Annotated in this window: 25 protein-coding genes; 9 read left to right on the top strand and 16 right to left on the bottom strand. The window is 68.1% G+C overall.

Annotation, left to right across the window (positions count from 1 at the left end):
* Nucleotides 1-138 precede the first annotated feature (138 nt).
* Complete coding sequence (locus CP982_RS01620; protein ID WP_150508793.1) at nt 139-444, bottom strand: hypothetical protein; 306 nt, start codon at nt 442-444, stop codon at nt 139-141.
* 841 nt (nt 445-1,285) lie between these two features.
* On the opposite strand from CP982_RS01620, the gene CP982_RS01625 reads away from it, so the two are divergent.
* On the top strand, nt 1,286-1,582 hold the full coding sequence (locus CP982_RS01625) for a type II toxin -antitoxin system TacA 1-like antitoxin (protein WP_184925620.1): 297 nt from the start codon (nt 1,286-1,288) through the stop codon (nt 1,580-1,582).
* Complete coding sequence (locus CP982_RS01630) at nt 1,579-1,956, top strand: fic family toxin-antitoxin system, toxin component (RefSeq protein ID WP_150508795.1); 378 nt, start codon at nt 1,579-1,581, stop codon at nt 1,954-1,956. Before CP982_RS01625 ends, CP982_RS01630 begins: the two co-directional genes overlap by 4 nt.
* Nucleotides 1,957-2,500: 544 nt before the next feature.
* On the opposite strand, the gene CP982_RS01635 is transcribed toward CP982_RS01630, so the two are convergent.
* Nucleotides 2,501-2,860, bottom strand: a complete 360-nt coding sequence (locus CP982_RS01635) for a peptidase inhibitor family I36 protein (RefSeq protein WP_150508796.1) — start codon at nt 2,858-2,860, stop codon at nt 2,501-2,503.
* Nucleotides 2,861-3,115: 255 nt separating this feature from the next.
* On the opposite strand from CP982_RS01635, the gene CP982_RS01640 reads away from it, so the two are divergent.
* Nucleotides 3,116-3,571, top strand: coding sequence for a hypothetical protein (locus tag CP982_RS01640; RefSeq protein WP_229879222.1), 456 nt, complete (start codon nt 3,116-3,118; stop codon nt 3,569-3,571).
* A gap of 440 nt (nt 3,572-4,011) precedes the next feature.
* Here CP982_RS01640 and CP982_RS01645 read toward each other — a convergent pair whose 3' ends face one another.
* Nucleotides 4,012-4,749: a dienelactone hydrolase family protein gene (locus CP982_RS01645; protein WP_150508797.1), complete on the bottom strand. Its 738-nt coding sequence runs from the start codon at nt 4,747-4,749 to the stop codon at nt 4,012-4,014.
* 870 nt (nt 4,750-5,619) lie between these two features.
* Between CP982_RS01645 and CP982_RS42355 the strand changes: the two genes are divergently transcribed.
* Nucleotides 5,620-6,021, top strand: coding sequence for a hypothetical protein (locus CP982_RS42355; RefSeq protein WP_229879223.1), 402 nt, complete (start codon nt 5,620-5,622; stop codon nt 6,019-6,021).
* Here the strand turns inward: CP982_RS42355 and CP982_RS42360 are convergent.
* Nucleotides 5,982-6,626 (bottom strand): DUF6233 domain-containing protein, encoded by a 645-nt coding sequence (locus CP982_RS42360; RefSeq protein WP_229879226.1) that lies wholly within the window; start codon nt 6,624-6,626, stop codon nt 5,982-5,984. The genes CP982_RS42355 and CP982_RS42360 overlap by 40 nt on opposite strands.
* A 93-nt stretch (nt 6,627-6,719) precedes the next feature.
* On the opposite strand from CP982_RS42360, the gene CP982_RS01660 reads away from it, so the two are divergent.
* Nucleotides 6,720-7,268: a GNAT family N-acetyltransferase gene (locus tag CP982_RS01660; RefSeq protein ID WP_150508798.1), complete on the top strand. Its 549-nt coding sequence runs from the start codon at nt 6,720-6,722 to the stop codon at nt 7,266-7,268.
* Between the two features lie 291 nt (nt 7,269-7,559).
* Here the strand turns inward: CP982_RS01660 and CP982_RS01665 are convergent, their stop codons facing one another.
* From CP982_RS01665 to CP982_RS01690, 6 genes are all read right to left on the bottom strand, one after another.
* Nucleotides 7,560-7,754, bottom strand: coding sequence for a hypothetical protein (locus CP982_RS01665; protein WP_150508799.1), 195 nt, complete (start codon nt 7,752-7,754; stop codon nt 7,560-7,562).
* A gap of 700 nt (nt 7,755-8,454) precedes the next feature.
* Complete coding sequence (locus CP982_RS01670; RefSeq protein WP_212669167.1) at nt 8,455-9,900, bottom strand: MFS transporter; 1,446 nt, start codon at nt 9,898-9,900, stop codon at nt 8,455-8,457.
* Between the two features lie 773 nt (nt 9,901-10,673).
* Entirely contained in the window at nt 10,674-10,898 is a 225-nt protein-coding gene (gene rpmB / locus CP982_RS01675; protein WP_078594325.1) for a 50S ribosomal protein L28, read from the bottom strand.
* A 244-nt stretch (nt 10,899-11,142) separates the two neighbouring features.
* Entirely contained in the window at nt 11,143-11,748 is a 606-nt protein-coding gene (locus tag CP982_RS01680) for a response regulator transcription factor (protein ID WP_170316320.1), read from the bottom strand.
* Between the two features lie 102 nt (nt 11,749-11,850).
* Nucleotides 11,851-13,134 (bottom strand): MFS transporter, encoded by a 1,284-nt coding sequence (locus CP982_RS01685; protein WP_212669168.1) that lies wholly within the window; start codon nt 13,132-13,134, stop codon nt 11,851-11,853.
* A 664-nt stretch (nt 13,135-13,798) separates the two neighbouring features.
* Nucleotides 13,799-14,638: a helix-turn-helix transcriptional regulator gene (locus CP982_RS01690; protein ID WP_150508801.1), complete on the bottom strand. Its 840-nt coding sequence runs from the start codon at nt 14,636-14,638 to the stop codon at nt 13,799-13,801.
* A gap of 120 nt (nt 14,639-14,758) precedes the next feature.
* Between CP982_RS01690 and CP982_RS01695 the strand changes: the two genes are divergently transcribed.
* The gene (locus CP982_RS01695; protein ID WP_150508802.1) at nt 14,759-15,820 is read left to right on the top strand and encodes an aldo/keto reductase; all 1,062 of its coding nucleotides are present in this window, start codon (nt 14,759-14,761) and stop codon (nt 15,818-15,820) included.
* A 508-nt stretch (nt 15,821-16,328) separates the two neighbouring features.
* Here the strand turns inward: CP982_RS01695 and CP982_RS01700 are convergent.
* Together CP982_RS01700 and CP982_RS01705 are read right to left on the bottom strand one after the other, a co-directional pair.
* Complete coding sequence (locus tag CP982_RS01700; protein WP_229879228.1) at nt 16,329-16,601, bottom strand: transposase; 273 nt, start codon at nt 16,599-16,601, stop codon at nt 16,329-16,331.
* A gap of 464 nt (nt 16,602-17,065) precedes the next feature.
* Nucleotides 17,066-17,359 carry a DUF1330 domain-containing protein gene (locus CP982_RS01705; RefSeq protein ID WP_150508803.1) on the bottom strand — a complete coding sequence of 98 codons (294 nt, stop codon included), beginning with the start codon at nt 17,357-17,359 and terminating at the stop codon, nt 17,066-17,068.
* A 189-nt stretch (nt 17,360-17,548) separates the two neighbouring features.
* On the opposite strand from CP982_RS01705, the gene CP982_RS01710 reads away from it, so the two are divergent.
* Nucleotides 17,549-18,451, top strand: coding sequence for a LysR family transcriptional regulator (locus CP982_RS01710; RefSeq protein WP_150508804.1), 903 nt, complete (start codon nt 17,549-17,551; stop codon nt 18,449-18,451).
* A 525-nt stretch (nt 18,452-18,976) separates the two neighbouring features.
* Here the strand turns inward: CP982_RS01710 and CP982_RS01715 are convergent.
* Complete coding sequence (locus CP982_RS01715) at nt 18,977-19,303, bottom strand: ANTAR domain-containing protein (RefSeq protein ID WP_150508805.1); 327 nt, start codon at nt 19,301-19,303, stop codon at nt 18,977-18,979.
* 750 nt (nt 19,304-20,053) lie between these two features.
* Between CP982_RS01715 and CP982_RS01725 the strand changes: the two genes are divergently transcribed.
* Nucleotides 20,054-20,509, top strand: a complete 456-nt coding sequence (locus CP982_RS01725; RefSeq protein WP_150508806.1) for a hypothetical protein — start codon at nt 20,054-20,056, stop codon at nt 20,507-20,509.
* 518 nt (nt 20,510-21,027) lie between these two features.
* Here CP982_RS01725 and CP982_RS01735 read toward each other — a convergent pair.
* From CP982_RS01735 to CP982_RS01745, 3 genes are all read right to left on the bottom strand, one after another.
* Nucleotides 21,028-21,393, bottom strand: coding sequence for a helix-turn-helix transcriptional regulator (locus tag CP982_RS01735; RefSeq protein WP_150508807.1), 366 nt, complete (start codon nt 21,391-21,393; stop codon nt 21,028-21,030).
* 17 nt (nt 21,394-21,410) lie between these two features.
* Nucleotides 21,411-21,755 (bottom strand): MerR family transcriptional regulator, encoded by a 345-nt coding sequence (locus CP982_RS01740; protein ID WP_150508808.1) that lies wholly within the window; start codon nt 21,753-21,755, stop codon nt 21,411-21,413.
* A 593-nt stretch (nt 21,756-22,348) separates the two neighbouring features.
* A complete protein-coding gene (locus CP982_RS01745; protein ID WP_150508809.1) occupies nt 22,349-23,008 on the bottom strand; it encodes a type III effector protein in 660 nt (219 codons plus the stop codon).
* Nucleotides 23,009-23,136: 128 nt separating this feature from the next.
* Between CP982_RS01745 and CP982_RS01750 the strand changes: the two genes are divergently transcribed.
* Nucleotides 23,137-23,592 (top strand): Hsp20/alpha crystallin family protein, encoded by a 456-nt coding sequence (locus tag CP982_RS01750; protein WP_150508810.1) that lies wholly within the window; start codon nt 23,137-23,139, stop codon nt 23,590-23,592.
* Nucleotides 23,593-23,887 lie beyond the last annotated feature (295 nt).

Here is a 23,887-nt window from a genome sequence, read left to right on the forward strand (position 1 = left end):
GTGGTGCGGCCGCGGGACCCCGGGGGGACGGCCCGCTGCTGCCCAGCGGGCGACGCGGGGGCGGCGTCCACGGAGAGCAGCCGGGGCACGTCTTCGCCGACGGCGGCGGCGTGTCCCAACCCGCCCGAGCAGTCGCGCCTACCGATCTCCGGCCAACTGCTGGCGGGCCCTGTCCCAGACCTCTTCGAAGCCCTGGCGGGTCAGGGGCTGCGGATCATGCCCCTCCCACTCGGAGACCGGCGACTGCGCTGTGATGCCGAACCTCCTGTCGTACTCGGCCAGGCGACCGGCATCGCGGGCCTGCTGCCATTCGACGAGGGAAGCGACCGGGACCCGCTCCGGCCCTTGGAACTCGACCTGCCGCGTGACCCACCCCTGCGAATCGAGCTCGAAGTAGAACCACACATCCTCTTCATCCCAGTGACAACGCATCCATGCAGTCATCCGCTCATGATCAAGGAGTGGCTCGGGCGCGGCCGTGCCCGGGGTCACCCAGGCCCGCTGACCTGTGCTGCCGCTCCCCCTGCGCTCCTCGGCCCTCAGGTGCCGCCATGCCGCAGCACTCCGCAGCGACGCGCGGGTCGGATCACGTACTCTCCTGGTCCTGGGCCAACGGTCAAGCGGAGCCCCAGGCCGACGGCACCACCGCCGCGTGGATCAAGCACGGCGAACACGAGGTCCTGCAATCCCGCTCTGAGCACCGTCTCCCGAGGCCTTACCACTCCGGAAGCGAGCTACTGAGCAGGGCCTCGACCGCTCGGCGGTACCGGCCTGGTGACCGGGTGCAGCCACGGGAAGAAACCGACCACCCCGAAGACCCTGCCGACACTGTTCTCGTCCGCCTCTATGGGCGAACTCAGTGTCCGATTCCCCCTGGCAGGTGTGGAGGTGCGCCTCGACCAGGAATTCGATCTCATCGAAGAAGCGCCACCGGGCTGAACGCCCAAACACGACGGCGCCTGCCCCAGGGGCGTCAGCGGCGGGCAGCGCTGTTCGGTGGCGGCGCAGTGTCAGCCGCAAGAAGCGGCATTGCTTGTGCTGGGTGCTGCCACCCCCGCGATGGCACTGTGCCCCATGCCGGCCGCCCCCGGCCCTCGCTCTGGTCCGCTTCCCTTCTTTACGGGACCTCCAGGACCGGGTCGACGGCAACGGGGCGGCGCGTCCGGAGGTCCCGGTGTCGGGCAGTCCAGCCACGCGCCAGTGGTCGTGCTCTGGGCATCGCCCCGCTGTGGGGCATGCGGCACAGACCCCGGCAGCATCTGGTACCGCTGGTACCGTGAGGGCCATGACGGACCCCAAGGCGATGAACCTGCGCTTCCCCGATCCCGCGCAGCGGGCGGCCATCGCCGCCGCGGCCAAGGCGGCAGGCGTCAGCATGCAGGAGTACATCCTCTCGGCCGCCTACGACCGCGCGACCGCGGTCGAGCGGCGGTTCCTGGAGGGCTTTCAGAAGTCCATGGCCCGCAGCGGCGCGGCCTTCGCGGCCGAGCCCAGCAGCGTGGACGCCGATGCCGAGCAGCGCGCGGCCGAGCAACAGGCGCGCCGGGAGCTCGAGGGTCAGGACCGAGGGCACGCCGCGTGAGCCAGCCGGAACCGCCGCACCCGCTCGACGTCACGTTCTTGCTGCACGCCGCGGAACTCCTGGACGGGGACCCGCAGGTCGACGACTTCGGGCCGCTCTACGCCGCCATCGCACGGGTCAACGCCCGGGCGCTGGAACACGACATCTACGGATCACTCTTCCTCAAGGCCGCAGCCCTCCTCCAGACCCTCGTGAAACTGCCCTGCCTGGAACACTCCAACGAGACCTTCGCCTGGCACGCCACCGAGGCGTATCTGGCGCTGCATGCGTGCGAGCTGGAGTACCAGCCCAAAGCGGCCGTCTCGCTCGTACGCGACGCGGCCACCGGAACGCTCGGCGTCGCCCGCCAGCTACGCGACTGGGCCAACACCTAAACCTCCCCTGCTATTGGCGTGGGTGACGGCCGCGCACCCGGACGGAGCGTCTCAGGCCTGGGGTGTTGCCGGGTCGGTAGCCTGTGTCGCCACGCTGGGGGCGGCACTGTGGCAGCTGCGCGCCCGCGCCCCCGCCCCGCCACGGACTCCAGGTGACGTTGGTTTTCTCAGTCCTGTGGCGGCACCGTGGACATCCACGGCTACGTCACCTACACCGGCGGCCAGGGATTCGCGTACATGAGGTTCGCCGTTCCCAGCCACGCTGCGGACCCCACGTACGACAGCCGGGCTGGCGGTCTGTTCAGGCTGGATCGTCCTCGACAACGGCCGCGCACGCGAACAAGACGACTTCCACGGCTTCATGGACCTCGGCCGCCTCTTCACCAAGCCGCACAAAATCGCCCAAGACCACCGAGATTTGCCAGGGCCCTAGTGACGCGAGGGCGAACCAGGCACAGCTCCCCTTGGCACAGGAAGCGCCAAGGGGAGCTGACCTGAGATCCAGTGCGGCTCAACACGTTTGGGAGCCTCCATGCCTGGACTGTTACCTGAAGGATCTGATCTGGTAGTTGCCCGCCAGGTTTCCGGCCGTGCCGTTCTTGACCGAACCGATGCGGCCCTCGTACGACTTGCCCGTGTAGATCGTCTTGGTATTGCTGGTGCTGTTGGCCGCGGACGCGACGTTCAGACCGCTTCTGATGAAGCCGCAACCGATCGTGTCAGGAATGGCGGGAGTGGCCCACATACAGCGCCACCCCGTGTAGTCCTTGCCGCTGTAGATGCAGAAGTACGTCGTGGGACAGTTGGGCGCGGCTTTCGGTGCCGCGCTGGCCGAGGGGGCCAGGCCGACGGCCGCCAGGCCCGTGGCGGAGAGCATGGCCAGGGTGGTTAGAGAGCGACGCATGCTGGAGTTCCCTTCCAGTCGTCTTCACGTACCCACGTCCGTGGTTCCAGGGAGTATTCAGCGGGCCCGCGCGTTCTCGCGCGCCCCGGTGGGAGGAATGGCCCATACCTCCAGCAATCGTGGCTGACACGTGTTACTAGCGACGATCACGGGGATTGTGCGACACCTCGTGAGTTCTCCTGAGGCCTGTAGAGACCCCAACCTTGTGGCCAGGAGGTTCGCCCTCCGCGTGACCAACTCGCTGCCCAGCGGTCCTTGTTCACCTGGGCCAAACGGCAGGGGCTGATTTTCCGCAACCCCACCAGCCGAATCAAGGTCGGGCAGAACGAGTACGCCGTGCTGCAACTTCTCCTCCCCGAGCAGTTCAAGCACTTCGTCGCGGCTGCGTTGACGCCTGCGGCGCGGCTCGTCCTCGCCCTCGCGGCGGTCCACGCCGCCCGGGTCGCCCAGATCGCCGCCTTCGTGCTCGACGACGTCGATCTCGGCAACCGCCGGTCGACCATCGCCGGACGCGCCCGGCCTCTCGACGAACTCACCCTGAAGCTCCCTGACGGACTGGCTGGGCCACCGGCGTCGCCGGTGGCCGAGCACCGCGAACCTCCACCTGCGGATCAACAACCAGACCGCCAACCCGACCGGCCGGTCCTGCAACCACTGGATAAGTGCTCTCATGCAAGGGCAAGGCGCCACGTTGGAGCGGCTTCGCGTTGACCGAAGCCTCGAAGAAGCCCTGCCCCACGGGCCTGACCCACTCCATCTCGCGGAGGTCTTCGGGCTCGACGAGGAGACCGCGATGCGCTACGCGGACTCTCTCTGTACGAGCCCTACTGGAACAGGCCGCTGAGTCGGGGTTCAACCGAGGTACGTGGCAAGGGAGGCACTGAGTAGATCCTGACGCGGCTTTACGCGTGGTCAGCACAGTGACGCCCCAGCAAACGCGTACATCTCGCTCGAAGCCGGAACGGTCCGCCGCAGGTCGCGACGATCACGGCCAGGGCTCCGTCGCGGTACATCCGGTATCTACTGCGGTAGTTGGGAATGCGTCTCCGCGACCGCGCGACTGTCCGAATGCGGGTCTGCTGTGAGGGCTTGAGGGGAAGTGACTGTCGGCGCGATGCCGCCCAGGCCTGGTGCCAGCCTGTGTGGCTGGGTCATGCCCCCAGGTCGTGCGTCACGGGCAGGCACTCGGTGAGCAGGTCGACGACGTCGCGCCAGGCTCGCTGCGCGTGCTGTGGGTGGTAGCCGACGCCGGGGACAGTGCGGTGGTCGACCGGAGGGTGGTGGAAGGCGTGCAAGGCGCCGCCGTAGACCGTGAGGCGCCAGTCGACGCCCGCGTCCTGCATCTCAGCGGTGAACGCTTCCCGTTGTGCGGGCGGCATGATCGGGTCTTCCGACCCGACCCCGGCCCACACCGGGCAGCGAATGCGTGCCGCCTCGCCCGGTCGGCCCGTGGTCAGTGCGTTGACGGTGCCGATCGCGCGCAGGTTGACGCCGTCGCGTCCCAGTTCCAGCCCGATGGCGCCCCCGGTGCCGTAGCCGACGGCGGCGATCCGGTCGGGGTCGGTCCGCGGTTCGGTGCGCAACACATCCAGCGCCGCGTGGCCGATGCCTCGCATCCGGTCGGGATCGGCGAGCAGTGGCATGCAACGGGCCAGCATCTCCTCGGGGTCGCTCAAATAGCGCCCGCCGTGCAGGTCGAAGGCCAGCGCTATATATCCCAGCTCGGCGAGAGCGTCGGCCCGGCGCCGCTCGACGTCGCTGAGCCCCGTGCCCTCCGGTCCGACCAGCACCGCGGGCCGGCGCCCGGCACCGGCCGGGAGCGCGAGGTGCCCGATCATCATCAGACCGTCGGCCGGGTATGCGACCGTACGCGTCGTAATCGTCGTCATGAGACTGGACTGTAGTGATCATCCAGCCCGGTCCGGCCGCTGTTCTGCCGCTGGCAGAGCAACACGGGTGCCCCTCGGACGGCGTCGGGAGTTCACCTTTGCCGCCCGGCACCCGCGCCTGAATCGAAGAACTGCGGGCCGACCACAGCTCGACGCGGGCCGCCTGGCAGGCGCGGGCAGTGAGCAGGTCCAGATGCTGACTGAGCACAGCCACTCATGCCAAGGTCGCTACCGGTGGACCGTGGGGCCACTGCGGGGCGACACCGGCCTGAGGGTAGTGGAGTGCACACGCGTGGCAGCCGGTGGCGGCATCGGCGGTGATCGGCTGGGCCAGCGGCCAGAGCTGGCGGATGCCGTGCACCAGCTGGTCCATGCCGGTCACGTCACACACCGCCGGTCCGGCTCGACGAGCCTCAGTGCGGACCCGTCGTTCTGGTGCTCGTCACAGCCACACATGCCGTCCTGCCTGACGCAACCCGTGCCGATGACCTGGGGTACTGGCCGCCCGCAACCCCTGCCCACCGAAAGCTCCGTGTGTCGGCCTCGTCAGCCCCACCGCTGCTCTGCGCTCCAACGGGGTTCGCATGCGCTGCCACACCACGCTCGCGCTCGTCCCGACCGCGCTCGCCACACCCCCCTGACGGGCTGCTCCAACGACAACTCCGGGTCGTCACACGCCTCACCGCAGACCAGCTCCGCGCCCGGGGGGGAAGACACCGCAGCCACCGCGCCGCTGTCCGCAGCCGCGCTCAACAGGCGGCTCCTGACCGGGAAGGACTCAGACCAGGACTACGCGGCGCAGGACGGAGCTCATCCAGCGCAACGACGACGTCACGGTGGTCGGCTGCCCCGCGCTCGACAAGCTCGGCAGTGAGCGAGCGAGGCGCGAGCCTCACCTTTCCTCGCAGGGCGAAGACCGCCTTCACGTACAACGGGAGCAGCAGCTCCGAGGTGAGCGAGGAGCTGTACGGTGGCGCCGGGCGCACGCTCTCCGACGGCGTCGGCAAGATCTTCGACGCGATGGCCTCCCGCCCCACGTACCGAGTCGTCGCGGGCGCCACCGCCATCGGCATGACCACTCAGACGACCACCGCACCCGACCTCGGCATGGAGCAGTGGAGCTGGCTGCTCACGTACTCAGCGGGCGGGCAGCGCGCCGTCGTCAAGCAGACGGCGATCCGGACGGGGACCGTGATGGTCATCTTCTCCGGATCACCGGCCCTGGCCGACGCTCACGTGGGCAAAGCCCTGGCCAGAGCGCAAATGCAATAGGCCTGCGTGTCCTGCGACGGTGCCCTTGTCTCTGCCCGGCAGGGCCAAGGCGCCGTCGTTTCGTCGGCTACCGCCAGTCGCGGCGGCCGTGACAGCAGTGCTTGCCGCCCATCAGGCCACGTCCATGCCCAGGTCTGATTCAGGTCGGCAGAAGGTGCACGCCTGGACGTTCGGGGGTTGGTGAAGGTGGCTCGGGCGTCATGGTCGGTGATCGGGTGTGATCGGTCTTCGATCATCGAGCAGTCGTCCGAGTGGATCACCGCAGGCCCGGGCCCGGTCGCGGTGCGCTTTTGCTGACGAGAAGCCAGACGTGCGGCGCTCGGCGCGAGAGGCAGCGTAGGAGGTGACTGCGGCCGGGCGCCGCGGATGCTGAGGCCGAGAGAGCCTTTGAGGTGGAGGCTGCTCGGCGCGGGCAAGGGCAGCACGTACAGCGTCGCGCTGGACGCGCAGCTAGATGGCCACGGTCTCCGTATCGGCGAGCTGCCTGTCGAGGTGTACGAATGTGACTGATCGAGATGGCTGTCTCCGGCTTGGACAGCCGACCTGGGCTTCAGCTGTGCAGTGGTCGCACCACTTGTCACCAGATGGGTCGACCTTGTTGTCATCTACTTCGAGTTATCACCCCAGTTGTCATGATGCGTGTGGGCGTTTCCGCAGGTCGCATGGCACAACGACTGGCGTGCGATAACTTGCCCGCCATGACTGACCTGGGATCCGTCGCCTGGCCACCTGCCCCGATCAAGACCGAGCGGCTCGTGCTTCGCGAGCCCGAGGCCCGGGACCGTACGGTGTTCATCGAGCTGTTCACCTCGCCGGAGGTGGGCGCCTACATAGGCGGCCCTCGACCGCGTGATGAGTTAGAGCGCACGTTGCCTGAGACGCCCGAGAGGCGCCCCGGCCTTTTCGTGGTCGAGCTCGACGGAGCGATGATCGGCACCGTCGAGCTCAACCGGCGCGACCCGGAGCATCGGAGTCATGTCCGTCCGGATGCCGGGGAGGCCGAACTCGGCTATCTGTTCCTGCCAGAGGCATGGGGGCGCGGGTACGCGGCCGAGGCGTGCGCGGCGGCGCTCGGTTGGTTCGCCGACGCGCTTCCCGGCGAGCCGGTGGTGCTCTGCACCCAGACCGCCAACAATCTCTCGATGCGCCTCGCGGCAAAGTTGGGGTTCACCGAGGTGCAACGGTTCGAGGAGTGGGGTGCCGAACAGTGGATGGGCGCGTGGTCCCGCGTCACGCCGCCCGCTTGACCTCGTAGACCGCCAGACCGAATCAACTCAGCCAGTGACAGATTCCCTGCCCGACTGACAACTATCGCGCCCAGTCACAACGAGGATCGCTCGCAGGCTCGGCGGCCCCAACGGCAGATCGCCATATGCTCGATGATGGAGACGGCACAAGGACCTCAGCCACTCGTGAGCGTAAGTGCGCCTGCGGTGCAATGGGCGGACGCGGGATCGGCACCCGCTGACCTCTGACAAGTGATCTTGACCGTTCGCCAGGCGACTTTGACCACCCAGTTCAGGCCGATTCGTCCGTTCCTACTCGCCGCCACTGGCGGTCCGGTTCCGACTCCGGCGCCGGTTCTTCTCGGAGCGACGCACCAACTCGCTCACGGCGAGCGTCACGGTCGCCACGCCGCGGGCCCAGCGAGGCCCGCCGCGCTCCGCCCACACCACACACGCACACCCGCCGACGCCGAGCACCAAGACGCCGAGCAGCACCAGGCCAACCATGTTCCCACCTCTGCGTTCATTCGTACGGTCCTACTGATCATCTCAGGCCGGGAAGGGGCCAACGGGATGTCCGACCACAACGGCGCCTGGCTCGCAGAGCGACCATCGGCGCAACAATCTCGGCTGGCCCGCGCTCATCCGTCATCTCGCTCCGGGCGGCTTCGTGCACCCACTGACGCCGGAAGCCGACGCCGCCGCCACCACCCTCTTCCAACTGCTCGACGAGTTCCTGGAAGTACGTGACAGGAGCGACGGCCCTCTCAAGATCTACGGTGCCTTCCAGACATGGTTGAACGCCCAGAGCTGGTGTTGCTCGGATCCGTTGCTACCGGACCAGGCCAATGACGACGGAACTGCGTGCGCCGACAGCTTGAGGGGGCCACGCCTGCACGAGGAGTCGGTCGTCGTAGGTGGGCCCAGCCCCGCCAGGCCAGGCTGACGCCAGTCTTCGCCATGCACGGAACGTGAGGTGCTGTGCCGTGCTCTGCGGCCGCCGGTAGCGCGCCACCGGCTGCCGCAGAGTCGAGCGAGGCCGCGGTGTGTGCGATCAGCTCGTAGGGACGCAAGGCCGAAGGAGGCGCGCCACAGGTAGCGGGCGCCGAATGTCGGCTCGGCCCATGCCTGCCAGGCTGGGTCCTCAGGCGAAGGTACGGAGATAGCGAGCGGGGCCCGCCCGGCGAGGGCGGGCCCCGGTGGTGGGTCAGGCGGCCTTGACCGGCTTGGGCAGCCGGAACATCAGTGCCCACATCACCGCGAGAGCGGCGACGACGTACCAGACACTGCTGGCGAAGGCGCTGGTCACGATGGCGCCGTGGCTGCCCGCAGGGGCGTGGTCGAAGAACACCACAGAGGCCGCCGCGATACCGAGTGCGGTGCCGAGCTGCATGGCGGTGTTGAACAGCCCCGCCGCCGAGCCCGCGTCCTCATGGCCGACCTGGCCGAGGGTGAGACCGGCAAGCCCCGCGCCGACCACGCCGAAACCGGCCCCGACGAGGATCATCGGAGCGATGGCGGCCACGAACGGCGTCTCGGTCTGCTGGGTGGAGACCAGCAGCTGGTAGCCGACCAGGGTGCAGGCGATCAGCACCGCTCCGGCCTGCGGCACGCGCCGCATGTGGCGGCCCGCCCACTTGGAGGCCAGCATGGCACCGGCCATACCGCCGGTGGAGATGGCGACGGATGCCGGGGCGAACTGCCCGGGCGTCAGGCCGAGGCCGGACTGCATGAACAGCACCCACGTCAGCAGGAAGACACCGGAGACCAGGCCGAAGACCAGCTGTGCGGCGAGCCCGCCGGCGAATGCCTTGCTCTTGAAGAGCGACAGCGCCATCAGCGCCGAGCCGTCCTTGGAGGTCTTGGCGCGCTGCTGGGCCACGAACACGACCAGCACTACCACGCCTGCGGCGATCATGAGGAAGCTCCAGAGGGGCCAGTGCTTCTCGCCGCCCACGGTGAGCGGGTAGGCGATCAGCAGGAGACCCACGGAGGAGAGCAGCATGCCCAGCGGGTCCAGGCGCCTGGCCTGCTGGTCACGGGACTCCGGGAGGAACCGGAGGGCGAACAGCACGGTGGCCAGGCCGATCGGCAGGTTGATCAGGAAGATCGTCCGCCAGCCGAGACCGGCGATGTCGGCGGCGGTCAGGACGGCGCCCAGGACGGGCCCGAGGACGCCGCCGAGCGACATGATCATGCCGTACATGCCGAACGCCTTGGCTTGTGACTCGCCCTGGAAGGTGACCGCGATGGTGGCCATGACCTGCGGCACCATCACTGCCGCTCCGGCACCCTGGAGGGCCCGCGCGGCGACCAGGAGGTCCGGGCCGGTCGCGATCCCGCACAGCAGCGACGCCACGGTGAACAGGGCCGTACCGGCGATGAAGACCCGCTTGCGCCCGAAGAGGTCACCTAGGCGCCCGCCGGTGATCAGGGCGAGGGCGAAGGTGAGGGTGTAGGCGGCGGGGATCCACTGCACCGCGGCGCTGGAGGCGCCGGTGTCCTCCTGGATGGAGGGCAGAGCGGTGTGGACGATCGAACCGTCGAGCGCGTTCATCAGCTCGGCGATCAGGATCACGACGAGCGTGATCGTGGCAGCACGGGCGGCCCCGGTGGGGCGTGGGTGGCCGGTGGTTTGGGTGTCGGTTGACACGGTGAAGATTCCTGTTCGCACACGGAAGGAGAAAGGGGACGGGGGCAGCCTGGGCATGCCCCCGCACGCCGTTCGGCACGACAGGGGAAAGCAGGGTGCAACGAACCCAGGCCATCAGGGAGCACCGCCGTCGAGGCATGCGTCAGCAGTCCGCCATCGCGGACAACCGGCAGAGCGCCTCAAAAGACGAGCGGCTACTTACTTGGCCTGGGGGATACGTCATCACCTCGGAACACAGCATCGGGCCCCAGAACGGGCACCGACGGAAATGTAATGGAACCACCACAGGCTAAAGCGGCAGCGGGCCTCCATGCAACGGAATAAATTCCGCTTGTGCCCGAGGCGGTGCAGCCTCTCTCCTCGGTGAGTACGTCATTCGCTCACCGCCCCCTTCGATCCGGAGGCGCGCCGTGCCGTTCGATCCGGAGGCGCGCGTCAATCCTCGGATGCGGGTCGCAGACGGCTCAGCAAGCGCGCACTGTGGTGTCCGTAGTTCGGGTCATTGAGGGCTGCCGAGATGAAGTCGGTATGCACAAGAGGGCGTTTCAGGCGTACTTCGAGGCACCCGACGCAAAGGATGCTGTCCTCGGCGGCACCAGCGCATTCCCACACACCGTCGAGTACGGTGTACCACTCGTCAGGACCGTCGACGGGGGCGGTCGGCAATCCGCAGTCGTCACAAGGGAATTCGTTTCTCGGCGGAGGGCGCCGGGCTCCAGGCACCGCAGCGCGGATACGACTGAAGAGCCCGGGCGCCCATTTCTCCCGCATGCTTACGCGGAGACGCGACGGTCCACCTTGCCCGCCTTGATGCAAGAGGTGCACACGTTCATGCGCAGGGGCGTCCCGTCCTTGACGGCCCGGACCGACTGAATGTTGGGGTTGAAACGGCGGCTTGACCGTCCCCGGACGTGCCGGCTCTGGGCGCGGGACCCGGAACGGGCCACGCGCTTGCCGAAGCTGGGCTGCTTGCTGCACACATCACACCGGCTGGACATGATGTCTCCTTCTCGTTCAGATCATGGTGGGCAACGGCTCATGCGAGGGCCGGGCCGGGTTCAGATCCTTCCAAGGCCACGGCGACCCCCGAACCGGTTCCGGACCCGACACTTTTCGCTGCCACCGGGCTGACCAGCGGGTTTTAAAGGCTTCAGAGGGTGTCGTACGGGTGCCATGAAGGTGAAACGCATGGTTCCTCGTGCAGATTGCACTCGGGAGGCGCGGCGGCGGAGGTGGTTTACGTCAGATCCAGCCGCGGGCGGAGGATGCGCGTATGGCCTCGATGCGGTTGCGTGCCCCGACCTTGCGGTTGATGGCGGCCAGGTTGTTGCGGACCGTTCCGGGTGAGAGATGCAGGATCTCGGCGATCTCTGGGGGTGTGTGTCCGCGCGCGGCCAGACGGAGAAGGTCGGTGTCGCGTTCGCTGAGCGGGTTGTCGGGGGCGTGCAGGGCGTCGGTGACCAGCCGCGGGTCCAGGACGCGGTCACCGCGTGCGACCTTGCGGACGGAGTCGGTCAGTTCGTTGACCGATACGCCTTTGCTCATGAACCCTTCGACCCCTACCTCCAGGGCAGTTCGCAGGGCACTGGCGCGTTCCGGCGTGGTCAGGATGGCGATGCGGCAGCGGGGCAGGGCGGCTTTGAGCTGCGTCGCGGCCGAGATCCCGTCCAGGCCGGGGAGGTGGGCGTCGAGGAGCGCCACCGTTGGGCGGGTGCGGAGGGCGTTCGGCACGATCTCGTCGCCTCGCGGTACCTGCGCGACCACCTGCATGCCGGGTTCCGACGCGAGGACGACAGACAGTGCTTCGCGCGTCAGTCGCAGGCCGTCGGCGATCAACAATCGGATCATGGGGGGGGCGGTTGTTCCTCGTTGGCGGGTGACAGTAGTGGGTGGGGTCGGCGGCTCACCTGGGGCACGGACGTTGCTGCCCGGGCCCCAGAGGGCTAGTTCTCACGCGTGGCGTGGCGCTTGGGCAGCCAGCGCATGAGGACCCACATCGCCAGCAGCGCGGCGATGACGTACCGGAGGGTTCCGGTGAACGCGACGGTGACGGTGGTGCCATGGCTGCCTGCCGGGGAGTGCGCGAAGAACACCACGGCGGTCAATGCCGTGCCCAGCGCGATGCCGAGCTGGGTCGAGGTGTTGAAGAGCCCGGACGCGGACCCGGCGTGGTCGTGGTCGACCTGGCGCAGTGTCATGTCGGCCAAGGCTGCTCCGATCATGCCGAGGCCGAGGCCGACCGGCAGCATGGGCAGAACCGCGCCTGCCGTGCCGGACGGCCAGGCTCATCGCCAGCCAGGCTCCGGCCATCTCGCCCACCGAGGCCGCCACGAAGCCTGTCGCCGCCTGCCGGGGGGAGAACCCGAGTCCGTCCTGCAGGAACAGGGTCCACGCCAGGAAGAACACACCGGACAGCAGCCCGAAGACGAGCTGCGCGGACAGACCCGCGGTGAACGACCTGCTTTTGAACAGCGCCATGACGACGAGCGGGTCGCGGCCTCGTACGGTCCTGGCCCGCTGCTGGACCACGAAGACCGTCAGGATCAGCGTTCCCCCGGCCATCATGACAAAGCTCCAGGCGGGCCACTGGTGGGCACCGCCCACGGTGAGCGGGTAGGCGACCAGGAGCAGGCCAAGGCCGGCCAGGACCGTCCCCGTAAGGTCCAGGCGCCGGGCGGCGAGATCACGGGATTCTGGCAGGTACCGCAGGCCGAGGAGCACGGTCGCCACTCCGATGGGCACATTGATCAGGAAGATCGGACGCCATCCGAGGCCGAAGACATCGGCGCTGGTGAGCACCCCGCCCAGGACCGGTCCGGCGACGCTGCCCAGCGACATGATGGTGCCGTAGAGGCTGAACGCCTTGGCGCGGGAACCTTCGTCGAAGCTGACGTGCAAGGTGGCCAGGACCTGAGGAACCATGACCGCCGCGGCGCCACCCTGGACGACGCGAGCAGGGATCAGCAAGGCGGGCGTACCTGCCAGACCACAGACCAGCGACGCCGCGGTGAAGACGCCGGTCCCCAGGAGAAAGAGCCGCTTGCGGCCATAGAGATCGCCCAGTTGGCCACCGGTGATCAGCCCGAGGGCGAAGGTCAGCGCGTAGGCGGCGTGGATCCACTGCACCGCGGCGCCCGAGGCGCCGGTGTCGTGCTGAATGGAGGGAAGCGCCGTGTAGACGACAGAACCGTCGAGGGCATTCATCAGCTCCGCGACCAGGACGACAACCAGCATGACGGTACGACCACTGGCGGGACGGGTGCCGGTGGGGGCGGAGCGGGAGGGGAGGGCTTGGGCGTCAAGGGACACAACGCAGTTCCTGTTCTGGCGGACAGAAAGGGGAAAGTGGGCAGGCCGGGCATGCCCATCCCGCTTACCGCGCGACAGGAGAATTCGGGTACGGCAACGCCCAGGCCGAAGGGCAACCGCTGCTGAGAGGCGACCGCGCGCTGCTGTACAGAGCAGGGGGTCAAGCCTCATGGCAAGCGGTTCTCAAGCCTGGGAGATAGGTCATCACCTCGTGACGTAAACAAATGAAGCGCACCGCTCCACGAGCGACCTCAGGCTACGTCCCTGACAGCAAGGCCAGCAATCGAGTTCCGCTCCCCCAGGCTCCCGTCCCGGGACCACATCAAGACATCCTGCAGCCCGGTGCAGACTCTTTCGGCGGGACTCCCACCAGGGAATTCCTCACATACACAGCGGAACGCGGGTGCCATGTGCGGCCCCGAACCACGCTAGGGATACGGAGCTCCACCTGGATGCAACCGTGCTGGCTGCACGCCCACGTCGTGCAGCCAGCACGAACACCGCTTATCGCAGGACGACTATTGCTGGGCCACTTCGCGCCCCCCAGCCCAGGCAGGGCTTGCTCGCGCGTGCCCTTGAGCAGCTCTCGCTATCGAGGTGAGGACGGCAGCAGCCGGTCCAGTGCCGACTGACTCTCGTCGTCCGCAGCGCGGTAGATCACCAACCGCTGGCCCGGATCTTGAAGTGGCATGAGCACCTCGAAGTGTACGGCGACCATGCCGACGTCAGGATGGCGCAACACCTTGTGGCCGCGACCGTTGACCTTGACGTCCCGCTCACCCCAGAGCCTCGCGAACTCCTCGTCATGGGCGGCGAATTCGGAGATCCGGTCGGCCAGCTCCTGGTCCTCGGGGTGGGCGGCCCAGGCAGCGCGCAGGTGGGCGACACCTTCCCGTACGACGCGCTCGCGGTCCACGTAGAAGTCACGCATCCCCGGATGCATCAGGCACAGCCACATCGCATTGCGCTGCGACTGCGGCAGAGTGTCGAAATCCAGTAGCAGACGCGCTATTTCGTCGTTCCAGGCCAGGATGTCGTAGCGGTGGTTCATCAGCATGGCGGGCAACGGAGACAGGTCAGCGACCAGCCGGACCAGCTGCGGCGGCGCAGTGGTGGCGGGCTTGCAGGAGTTGCGGGGGCGCTGCTGGACCAGGTCGAAGAGGTAGGTGCGTTCGTCGGGGGTCAGGCGCAGCGCTTGAGACAGCGCTTCCACCACGTCCACCGAGGGTCGGAGGCCGCGGCCCTGTTCCAACCGTACGACGTAGTCGACGCTCACCCCGGCCAGTTCGGCGACCTCTTCGCGGCGCAGTCCCGGAGTCCGCCGGGGCTTCCGACGCGAAGACAGACCGAAGTCGTGCGGGTCCAGGCGCTCGCGCCGGGCCCGCAGGAACGCGGCTAACTCCTGTGTCGTGTCCGCGGTGCTGGTCATCGCTTTCGATGCTACAGCCCGGGTAGGACTGGCTTTCCCAGGAACTCCTCTCCCTTATCCCGGGCTCGCGGCAGTCACAGGCTTGGTTTCGGCAACGAAGCACAAGCACAGGAGGACACGATGTCGCTCACCCTGGACACCTACCGGCTGCTGGGCCGATCCGGGCTGCGGGTCTCACCGCTGGCGCTGGGAGCGGCGACCTTCGGCACCGAGTGGGGCTGGGGCGCCGAGCGGGACGAGGCGCGCAAGCTGTTCGACCTCTACGTCGAGCGCGGTGGCAACTTCATCGACACCGCCAGCACTTACACCAACGGCAGCTCCGAGCGGCTGCTGGGCGAGTTCACCCGCGGAAGCCGCGAAGGCCTGGTGCTGGCGACGAAGTTCTCGACGCTGCGCCGGCCCGGCGATCCGAATTCCGGGGGAAATCACCGCAAGGCCCTGTTCGGTTCGGTGGAGGACAGTCTACGTCGGCTGAACACGGACTATCTCGATCTGCTCTACCTGCATGTGTGGGATGCCACGACGCCGGTCGAGGAGTTCCTGCGCGCCATGGACGATCTGGTCCGGCAGGGCAAGGTCCTGTACGTGGGGATCTGCAACGTCCCGGCCTGGCAGGTCTCCCGCATGCAGGCGATCGCCGATCTGCGCGGCTGGTCACCACTGGTCGCGCTGCAGACCGAGTACAACCTGATCGAACGTACCGGGGAGCGTGACCTGATCCCCATGGCCCGTGAGATGGGCCTGGGGGTGGTCCCGTTCTCACCCCTGGCCGGCGGGGTGCTCACCGGCAAGTACAGCCGCGACGACCTGACCGCGACGCAGAGTGGCGCCGACGGGACCCGCAAGGGGTTCAACAGAGCCAACGGTGCGCTCACCGAGCGCAATTTCGCCATCGCGGACGTCGTAAAGGAGGTCGCCGCGGAGCAGGGAAGAACCCCCGGCCAGGTCGGGCTGGCGTGGCCCCTGCAGAACCTGGGCGTGACGGCACCGATCATCGGCGCCCGCACCCCCGCGCAGCTGGAGGACAACCTGGGCGCCCTGGACGTCGAATTCACCGCCTCCCAACTGGCCCGCCTCGAAGAGGCCAGCGCGATCGGCCTGGGCTCCCCGCACGACCTTCTCGCCAGCGACAGGGGCCGCACGTTCAACAGCGGCGAACTGAAGATCGAGCCGCGTCGCTGAGATCCGATCGAGCGCCGGGGGTGACGCCCCCCTGCCCTGGGCGCTGACATACCTCTACGACCCGATGACACCGGAGATCTGCAGCACCATATCGGCGAGGTCCACGACAAGAGAGGAACACGATGAACCAGCCCTGGCTCGACGGAGCCCACCACCACAAGGTGCCCGTGTCCGACCTCGACGACGCTGTCCCGACAAGGGCTGACCTGCCGGCGTAGGTCGACCACCTCGACGCTCTCAGTGTCGAGAACTCCGGCGAGCTGCGTGGCATCGTCGGCTGGGTTCTGGTCATTCGTGACCCCGACGGACCGGCGGTCCGGCTGTATACCCGTGAGCATCACGCGTTCGATGAGCCCCACGCTGACGTCGATTCGCCGTGGCTGCGGCTCCCCCCGACGCCACGGCGGTCGACGCGAAACCACGAGGTTCCACATCTGTCGTGATGAATCGGGATGTGTCTGTCGGTGACCGTCATGGAACGCCGTCACCGGCAGGCGCGCCCCTGGCCTCACAGGGCAACAACTGATGGCTTCAGAATAAGGTTCGCAGGCGTCTCAGCTTGACCTTGTCGGGGACCTTGGAGCTGCCGAGGGTTCACCAGGAGGTGAACCGGGGGATCTTGTGCTGGTTGAGGTAGCTCTGGAAGAGCCGTCGGCGGTCGGGGCGAGGGTTCTCCGTCGGTCGGCGGCAGTCCGTTGAGGCACTCGATGTTGGTGGCGACGGCGGTCAGGACGTGCTGGAAGTGCCCCTTGCTCTGGTTTCGGTAGCGGCAGCGCCGCATGCCATGACCGTGGGCAAACTCGTTGACCGTGCCCTCCGCTCCGGGACGCGCGGTTGCAGGTCACGGAGTTTGCACGGTGGCGCGGAGGGTGGGTAAGGGCCGTGCCGGCCCTGGCTGATCTTGCCCTGGGGACGGGTGACTTACCGGCGGTCATAGATAGTCGGTGTGGAAGTCGCCCCCTACGAAGCCCTCGCCTAGACGGTGTTGATGGGTTGGGTTGGTCCGGATCGGCCCGGAGACGGGCAAGGCCACCACCAGCAGTTTCGTCGACGAGGTCAGCGAGACATTCCAGCTGGCCCGGACGTCGCGTCGTTCCTTCGATCCGCCCGACAGGGATCAGGCCCTCGAGGACGTCGACGACGAACTGGGGCGCGGGGCATGGCTTCGCACTCGTCTCGTGAGTCGCCTTTCAGCACCGTGTGCGTATCAGGTGACGGGTGCTCAGCGATGGCTGGGCCCGCCGGTCAGTCGATGCCTTCGACGATGCGGAAGTCGCGCTCGAAGCCGTCGGGGAGGGCCACCAGCGCCTTCTGGTAGGCCTCGCTCTCGTATGCCGTGACCGCCTGTTCAAAGCCGTCGAACTCGATCAGAACGACGCGTTCGGTGATACCGGCCTCGTGGGCGACGACTCGACCGAAATTGGACAGGACGCGCCCGGCCCCAGCCCGGACAGCCAGACCCGCCAACTCGTTGTAGTCGGTCAGCCCCTCAGGGTCGGAAATGGCGGGGTAGACACTGACCCAGTAGCCCTTAGCCATGGAGACCTCCTGCGTTCGGCCGGACACGTCCGACGTCGAATTGATGCTCAGATCGATCGATCCCGGCGACGGGTATTGGCCGTCAGTTGGATCGTCATACGCGCAGGTTAGGGCTCGAAGTGCGGCCGAGGGAAAGACCGGTACGGGATAGACTCAGAACGGATCGTTATCAATCAACAGGGAGGGCGCGTGGCGCCGGACACGGTGAGCCTGCGGTACTTCCTGGTGCTGGCGCAGGAGTTGAACTTCACCCGCGCGGCCGCACGGATCGGTATCGCACAGCCCGCACTCAGCGCCCGGATGCGCCGATTGGAGGCGGAACTCGGTACGGCGCTGCTGGTCCGCAACACGCGCAGCGTCGCATTGACCACGGCCGGTGCGGCTTTGGCGGAGTCCGCGCCGCCCGCGCTTGCGGCGCTGGACCGGGCGTGGGATACCGCCCGGAGCGCGGCGGCCGGTGAACTGGGCACGCTGCGCATCGGATACAGCCTCAGCACCGGGGCCGAGACGGCACCGGCCCTGGTGGACAGGCTGATGCGCGGCAACAGCGGCCTCGAGGTCGGCGCGGTCCAGATGGCGACACCGGAGATCTCCCCCGCGGTCGCCGACGGTCGCATCGATGCCGGGATCACCCGCGGTGAACAGCCGGGCCGTGGCGTGCGCCGGTTCCTGCTGCGGCGTGCGCGCATCGGGGTCCAGCTGGCGCAGCACCATCCGCTGGCCGAGCACTCGGAGATCGAGATCGCCGACGCGGCCGCGTATCCGCTGCGACTCCCGGACCGTGCGGCCAACCCCGTGATCCACGATCAGCTGTCCGCACTGTTCCGAGACACCCGACCTCACGCCCGATTCCACACGCCCGCAGTCTCGTTCGACATGTCTCAGGGCGACCTGAGCGACGGGGTCACCCTCGCCCCGGCCGGAGAAGCCGCGGCCACGGGACAACCGGCCGGACTCACCTGGCGACCACTGCGAGGCGCACCCAGCCTGACGATCCACCTGGTCCTCCCACGCGAGCAGTCACCACTACACCGCCGCATCCGGGCCGTCGCCAAAACCCTGGCGCGCGAGCTGCACTGGCTGCCGGACTGACGCGCAAGCGGTCAACCGAGACGACGGACGCCTGCGGTGGCGAGGCCGCAGACCCCGCGCCCGGCGGACTTCGCGGTGATGACGACTGCGTCGGTCAATGCTGAGCGCCAACCACTGTTCCATTGCTCCCCGGGGCCGGAAATGGCCACGCTCCTACGGCAGAAGCATGGCCATCGGCATGACAATGAGCAGAGAGCGGCAGGCCACAGCGTCGGCAGGTGACGCGCGTTCTGAGATCCCACACCTCAGCCTAGGAGGACCGCGAGCCCGCTGCGCACGTACGCGATGTTCACCGAGGTGCGGGGCCAAGGTAGGGCCAGGGGGCCAGCGGCATCATCGGTGATCGCGTCGGGGTGTCGTGCGAAGGCACTGCCCGTACCAGCGTGTCGCCCGTCGAGAAGGACCTGGTCGTCGGGTACGCCAGGCTGGAGCGGGACGAGACCCCTCTGACGGGATGGACACTGTCCGCGACCGTCCGCGGTCTCCGGCCCCGGCCACCCATCCGCTGCTGGGGCCGGACCGATCTCAGGCTGCTCCGCAGTCCTGGCGCCTTATGGCGGCGGCAAGTCCGTGGCGTACGCGCTCGGGCAGCGGCTGGCCGGAGGGGGCGTGGACGACGAGTTCGGCGATGGTGCGCAGTTTGATGTTCAGGTGCTGCGAGGTCTCGCGCAGCACCTCCCAGCCGGCGGCAGGCGTCAGGCGGTGCAGGGCGATGAGGACACCGATGGCCTGGTCGATGACCGCGTGGGAGTCCACGGCCTGACGCAGCTGCCGGTTCTCCTCGTTCAGTCGCGCGATCTCCTCGTCGGCTGCCCGGCCGACGGGAGACCGTCGCTCGCACGACAACGTCATGAGAGGTCCTTCGACGACACAGAGACACGGACAGACTTCATCCCTACGCCTGCCCCGTCCGAGGGCCTCCAGACGTCCGCGGCCCGTCGCGGCCCCGGCCGCAACGGACCGCAGGGGCTGTACTCCCAACCCTGCCACCACGGGTCACCACCACCTGGCCTGTTACACCGGCGCCGCTCAGGACCGTGCCTGGCGCAGAGCTGGGCGGCGGGTGAGGTGTCGCCCCCCACGGTGATGCTGGGCGTTCTTTCGATATGCGACCAGTGATGTGCTGCTTCAGCCTGTATGAGTCCCCGTTGAAGAGGAGCCCGCCCTGGGCATCAAGGACCAGTTCCAGGACAAGGCCGAACAGCTCAAGGACCAGGCGCAGAAGGCCAGGGCCGGTGCTCAGGACGAGGCCTCGCAGCGCCGACAGCAGGCCGATGACCGCGCACGACAGCGCGGACAGCAGGGCCAGGAGCAGGACCAGCTCAAGGACGCCGCCGACGACGCGCGCGACCGTTTCCAGAGCTGAGTCCGATGATCACGGGCAAAGTTGCGATAAGGGGGAAATTCTCCGCACTCCGGATAGCGCCCTCACCTGCCGGCTACCCATCCGCCCCAACAGCCGCCGGGTGCAAACCTAGCTACCCGGACAAAAGCTGGCCTGATGATCGTCGCTCTCCCGGGTGATTGCTGCAGGCAACTGGACGATCATACGGTGATCGTCCCGGCGGAAATCCCGCCGGACCAGGAGGGACGAAAATGCCTGTGACCAGCACCCTGAAGAAAATCGCGCCCGCCGCACTAAGCACGGTCTTCGTCTTAGGCGTGGCGGCACCCAGCGCCAGCGCGGCGGACGGCGTCGACGCGGGGTCCACCGCCGTCAACTTCTACGTGAAACGCAACACCGGCGACACCTCTTCGTTCCGGGGAACGCTGACGTGGGACGGCAAGGGTGGCTACCACGTCACCGGCGAGATCAACGCCATCACCTATCCCGTCAACAGGATTACCTCCTGGCTCGAATACAGCGGCGAGCACGAGTCATGGAAGAACTCTCCCAACGAGGCGGACAGCGGAAACTCGAAGTACGGGTACGCGAAGATCGACATCGCAGGGACACTCCCCAAGGGTGAACGTCTCGACCTGCGCCTCAACACCTGGCAGAGCCAGATCTTCTGGGCCTGGCAGCCCAGCGACAAGAAGACCTACACCATCTCCTAGCCGCACCCCAGGCCGACAAGCTGTGGCCCCGTCGGGAGTGATCGGCCCGACGGGGCCACAGCGCCTATGCGACGCACTCCTGGACGAGCCGCTACCGCTCGTGAGGGAGGCCGTCAGCAGACACGGACTCCGTCCATGCTTCCTGGTGGCACACAATCAGGGAGAACGGCGGGAGCCGCAACACCCCGCGCAGGTCACACTTTCCTGCGTCCCTGGCGCCGCACGGCTGCCGCACCGCCTCGTCTCGCTCACCTCACCCAAGGCCCGGCGGATCAACTCCGCGTCCCGCACGGCGGCCTGCGCGGCTGCGGGGCTCGTCCGTCGGCTGAGGGGCAGGGGTGTAGCGGACCGGGGTGTCCTTGCACTCGCCGGTGGTGAACACCGCGATGGCATCAGGCTCGGCCGGATCTGCTGCCAGGTCCCAGCGCAGCTTGGTGGCCACCCATTCGGAGAGGTAGCGGCAGCAGCTTGCTCTGGGGACAGGTGACCTGTTGGTCGACCCCGCCGTCCAGCACGCCCTACGTCCGCGTCAAGTTCGACAAGCACGACTGCGCATCGTGCCCGGTCAAGGCTAGTTGCACCCGCTCTGACTCGCGCTCGCGGCAGACAGCGAGTTCCAGGAGGGCACGGCCGTTCAGGCCGGGCTGCGCTGGATGCCGGAACGGCCCGAAGCGGTTGACGATGTACCGGTTGCGCTGGCCAACCCGTGCCTCGCGCAGGTATCCGGCTTCTTCGAGGTCCGCCAAGGTGCGGTGGACTGCGCGCTCAGCGATCTGACAGGAAGCCGCGAGTTCGCGGCATCGCGCAGCCGGGTGACGGGCGATCGCCCTCAGCACCCGCACGTGGTCGGTCAGGAAGGTCCACCGTCGCCTCTGGTGGTCCATAGCGATCGGTTACCTGATCAGGATGAGGTCTTCGGCTGCGGCTCGTGGCCTTGTGTGCGCAGTTGCTGGTTGATGCGCTGGGCTTCTTCGAGCTGGTCTTCGAGGATGACGATGCGGCAGGCGGACTCGATGGGGGTGCCCTGGTCGACGAGTTCGCGGGCGCGGGCGGCGATGCGCAGTTGGTAGCGGGAGTAGCGACGGTGACCGCCTTCGGAGCGCAGGGGCGTGATCAGGCGGTGCTCGCCGAGGGAACGAAGGAAGGCGGGGGTGGCGCCGAGCATTTCGGCGGCCCGGCCCATGGTGTAGGCGGGGTAGTCGTCATCGTCGAGGTTGTCGACGGGTCGGGAACTGCTAGGGGGCATAGACCTCTTCTTTCGGGAACGCAGTCGGGGGGCCCGGGTGCCGTGCTGGCACCCGGGCCCCGAGCTTTCAACACCATCTATCGGCGCACTGTGCCGACCTTCTGTATCCGCAGCTTCCGCCTGGGAGGGCGGGGGTGCGGGGATCGCGGATGCGTGACCGGGGACCACCTTCCAATCCGGGGCCTGCGGTACCCGGGCGGCTGCTTCCTCGCCCGGGCGATCCTGATGGCGTCTCGCTCCTTTACTTCCGGTTACTCGGTCGCACTGCTGGTTACTGCGGGTACTGCTCACAGCCCTTAGCGGGCCGCGCCTTGCTGACCCGCTTGCACGGCAGTTCATGTCTGCCGTACCCACATCGACTTCCTGAGTACGAGCACAACAGTAACGCCCCGACACCTCAATGTCTACTGCGGCGGTGACAGATTTTCTGCAGAGCAAGCAGGCGGACTGTTGCACTGGGCACACAAGGGCCGCCCATCCACGTCCGCACTTGCGAAGCGACATCCGGGGATCACAGGTCGCCGAGGTTGGCGTGGGCGAGCAGGAGGCTCTGGCGGCGCCCGAGGTGGCCTCGGCACTGAGCTGCGTGGCGGTCAGTCAGGGGTGGCGTCCGTAGCCCTGGCGGAGTCGGTGAGGGCATCGAGTCGGGCGGCCAGGTCGGGGTGGGCCGGGGTGAGGTGGGGGCGGGTCGCGTTCAGGGGGCGGATGAGTGCGGACGGGTCGTCGTGGGCGAGGGCCGCGTCGAGCTGACTGATGGGGAGGCGGGCGGCGGCGGGAAGGTCGGTGAGTGCGGTGATCTGCCCGGCGATGCGGCGCAGGTCGGCCGCGTTGTGGCGGGCCCAGGTGGCGGTGGTACGTGCGGCGGCGCGGCGTTGGCGGGTGGCCTGGACGCGTTGTTCGCCGGTGGTTCCGGCGGGGCCGGGGCGGTTGCGCAGATAGCGGCGTTCGGCGGCCTGGCGGCTGGCAACGCCGAGGGGGTGGGCAAGGTCGGCCCAGCTGGCGCCCGCGACGCGGGCCGTTTCGATCAGGCCGGTCTCCCATCCGGCGAGCTGTTCGCGGACCTGCCGCAGGAGCAGCAGGGCGGCCAGGGCCTGCTCCGGCTCGGTGCCGGGCGCGTCGGGTGCGGGGGGAGCTTCACGCTGGGCGGCACGCAGGGCGTTGTCCATGGCTTCCAGGGCCACCGCGGCCGCGAGGAACGAGGCCGGATTCTGGGTGTCGGCGTGGGAAGGGGCTGGCTGGTCGGCTGCTGACATGGGCACTTCTCTCGGGTTGTCATCCTCCAGACGACACTGCAATTGTCATCCATTGGATGACATGCTACAACGGTTTCAGTGCAGCGCATTGGCAGCAACTGCCCGAACCTGCTGGAGGTGTTCTCACGATGTTGATGCGCACTGACCCCTTCCGTGAGCTGGACCGGATGGCTCAGCAGCTGATGGGCCCGGGCACGTGGTCACGGCCCTCCGCGATGGCGATGGACGCCTACCGCGAGGGCAACGAGTACGTGGTGGCCTTCGACCTCCCCGGTGTCAGCGCCGAGGCGATCGACATCGACGTCGAACGGAACATGCTGACCGTCAAGGCCGAACGCCGCCCCGTGGCCAAGGCCGACACCGTCCAGATGGAACTGTCCGAGCGTCCGCTCGGCGTCTTCTCCCGCCAGCTCGTGCTGGCCGACACCCTGGACACCGAGCGCATCAAGGCCGACTACGACGCCGGGGTGCTCACCCTGCGCATCCCGATCGCCGAGCGCGCCAAGCCCCGCAAGATCACCATCGGCGTGGACTCCGCCCGCAACGTCGGCGGGGAGTCCAGCCACAAGGAGATCTCCGGCTGAACCGGGTGACGCGGGCCCCACCGCGGCGGAGGACGGGCACCTGAACTCCCCCTCATCCCCGTCCTCCGCACCCACCCGAGCACGAAGGGCGGCGGCCGCCGTGGCCGTACCGGGGGAAGCGTTCCCCGCGCGGGCGAGAAGGAGCGCGGCGCGTCCAGGACGCGACAGGAAGCACGACGCGCGACCTCAGTCACGCTCACCTGATCGCCCCGCACCTGACCGGCGAGACGTGAGCCCAGTTGGTGACGCGCCTGCCGGCCGACTGGGCCGGGGCCCCGCTCAACCCACCGCTAAG

Source organism: Streptomyces spectabilis (assembly GCF_008704795.1).
Lineage (GTDB): Bacteria > Actinomycetota > Actinomycetes > Streptomycetales > Streptomycetaceae > Streptomyces > Streptomyces spectabilis.

Bases quoted from the DNA above. Each gene is read 5' to 3' on its own strand.
- CP982_RS01620 (WP_150508793.1), bottom strand. From the start codon at position 444: ATGACTGCATGGATGCGTTGTCACTGGGATGAAGAGGATGTGTGGTTC.
- CP982_RS01625 (WP_184925620.1), top strand. From the start codon at position 1,286: ATGACGGACCCCAAGGCGATGAACCTGCGCTTCCCCGATCCCGCGCAG.
- CP982_RS01635 (WP_150508796.1), bottom strand. From the start codon at position 2,860: ATGCGTCGCTCTCTAACCACCCTGGCCATGCTCTCCGCCACGGGCCTG.
- CP982_RS01645 (WP_150508797.1), bottom strand. From the start codon at position 4,749: ATGACGACGATTACGACGCGTACGGTCGCATACCCGGCCGACGGTCTG.
- CP982_RS42360 (WP_229879226.1), bottom strand. From the start codon at position 6,626: ATGACAACAAGGTCGACCCATCTGGTGACAAGTGGTGCGACCACTGCA.
- CP982_RS01660 (WP_150508798.1), top strand. From the start codon at position 6,720: ATGACTGACCTGGGATCCGTCGCCTGGCCACCTGCCCCGATCAAGACC.
- CP982_RS01665 (WP_150508799.1), bottom strand. From the start codon at position 7,754: ATGGTTGGCCTGGTGCTGCTCGGCGTCTTGGTGCTCGGCGTCGGCGGG.
- rpmB (WP_078594325.1), bottom strand. From the start codon at position 10,898: ATGTCCAGCCGGTGTGATGTGTGCAGCAAGCAGCCCAGCTTCGGCAAG.
- CP982_RS01680 (WP_170316320.1), bottom strand. From the start codon at position 11,748: ATGATCCGATTGTTGATCGCCGACGGCCTGCGACTGACGCGCGAAGCA.
- CP982_RS01685 (WP_212669168.1), bottom strand. From the start codon at position 13,134: ATGCTGGTTGTCGTCCTGGTCGCGGAGCTGATGAATGCCCTCGACGGT.
- CP982_RS01690 (WP_150508801.1), bottom strand. From the start codon at position 14,638: ATGACCAGCACCGCGGACACGACACAGGAGTTAGCCGCGTTCCTGCGG.
- CP982_RS01695 (WP_150508802.1), top strand. From the start codon at position 14,759: ATGTCGCTCACCCTGGACACCTACCGGCTGCTGGGCCGATCCGGGCTG.
- CP982_RS01700 (WP_229879228.1), bottom strand. From the start codon at position 16,601: ATGCGGCGCTGCCGCTACCGAAACCAGAGCAAGGGGCACTTCCAGCAC.
- CP982_RS01705 (WP_150508803.1), bottom strand. From the start codon at position 17,359: ATGGCTAAGGGCTACTGGGTCAGTGTCTACCCCGCCATTTCCGACCCT.
- CP982_RS01715 (WP_150508805.1), bottom strand. From the start codon at position 19,303: ATGACGTTGTCGTGCGAGCGACGGTCTCCCGTCGGCCGGGCAGCCGAC.
- CP982_RS01735 (WP_150508807.1), bottom strand. From the start codon at position 21,393: ATGGACCACCAGAGGCGACGGTGGACCTTCCTGACCGACCACGTGCGG.
- CP982_RS01740 (WP_150508808.1), bottom strand. From the start codon at position 21,755: ATGCCCCCTAGCAGTTCCCGACCCGTCGACAACCTCGACGATGACGAC.
- CP982_RS01745 (WP_150508809.1), bottom strand. From the start codon at position 23,008: ATGTCAGCAGCCGACCAGCCAGCCCCTTCCCACGCCGACACCCAGAAT.
- CP982_RS01750 (WP_150508810.1), top strand. From the start codon at position 23,137: ATGTTGATGCGCACTGACCCCTTCCGTGAGCTGGACCGGATGGCTCAG.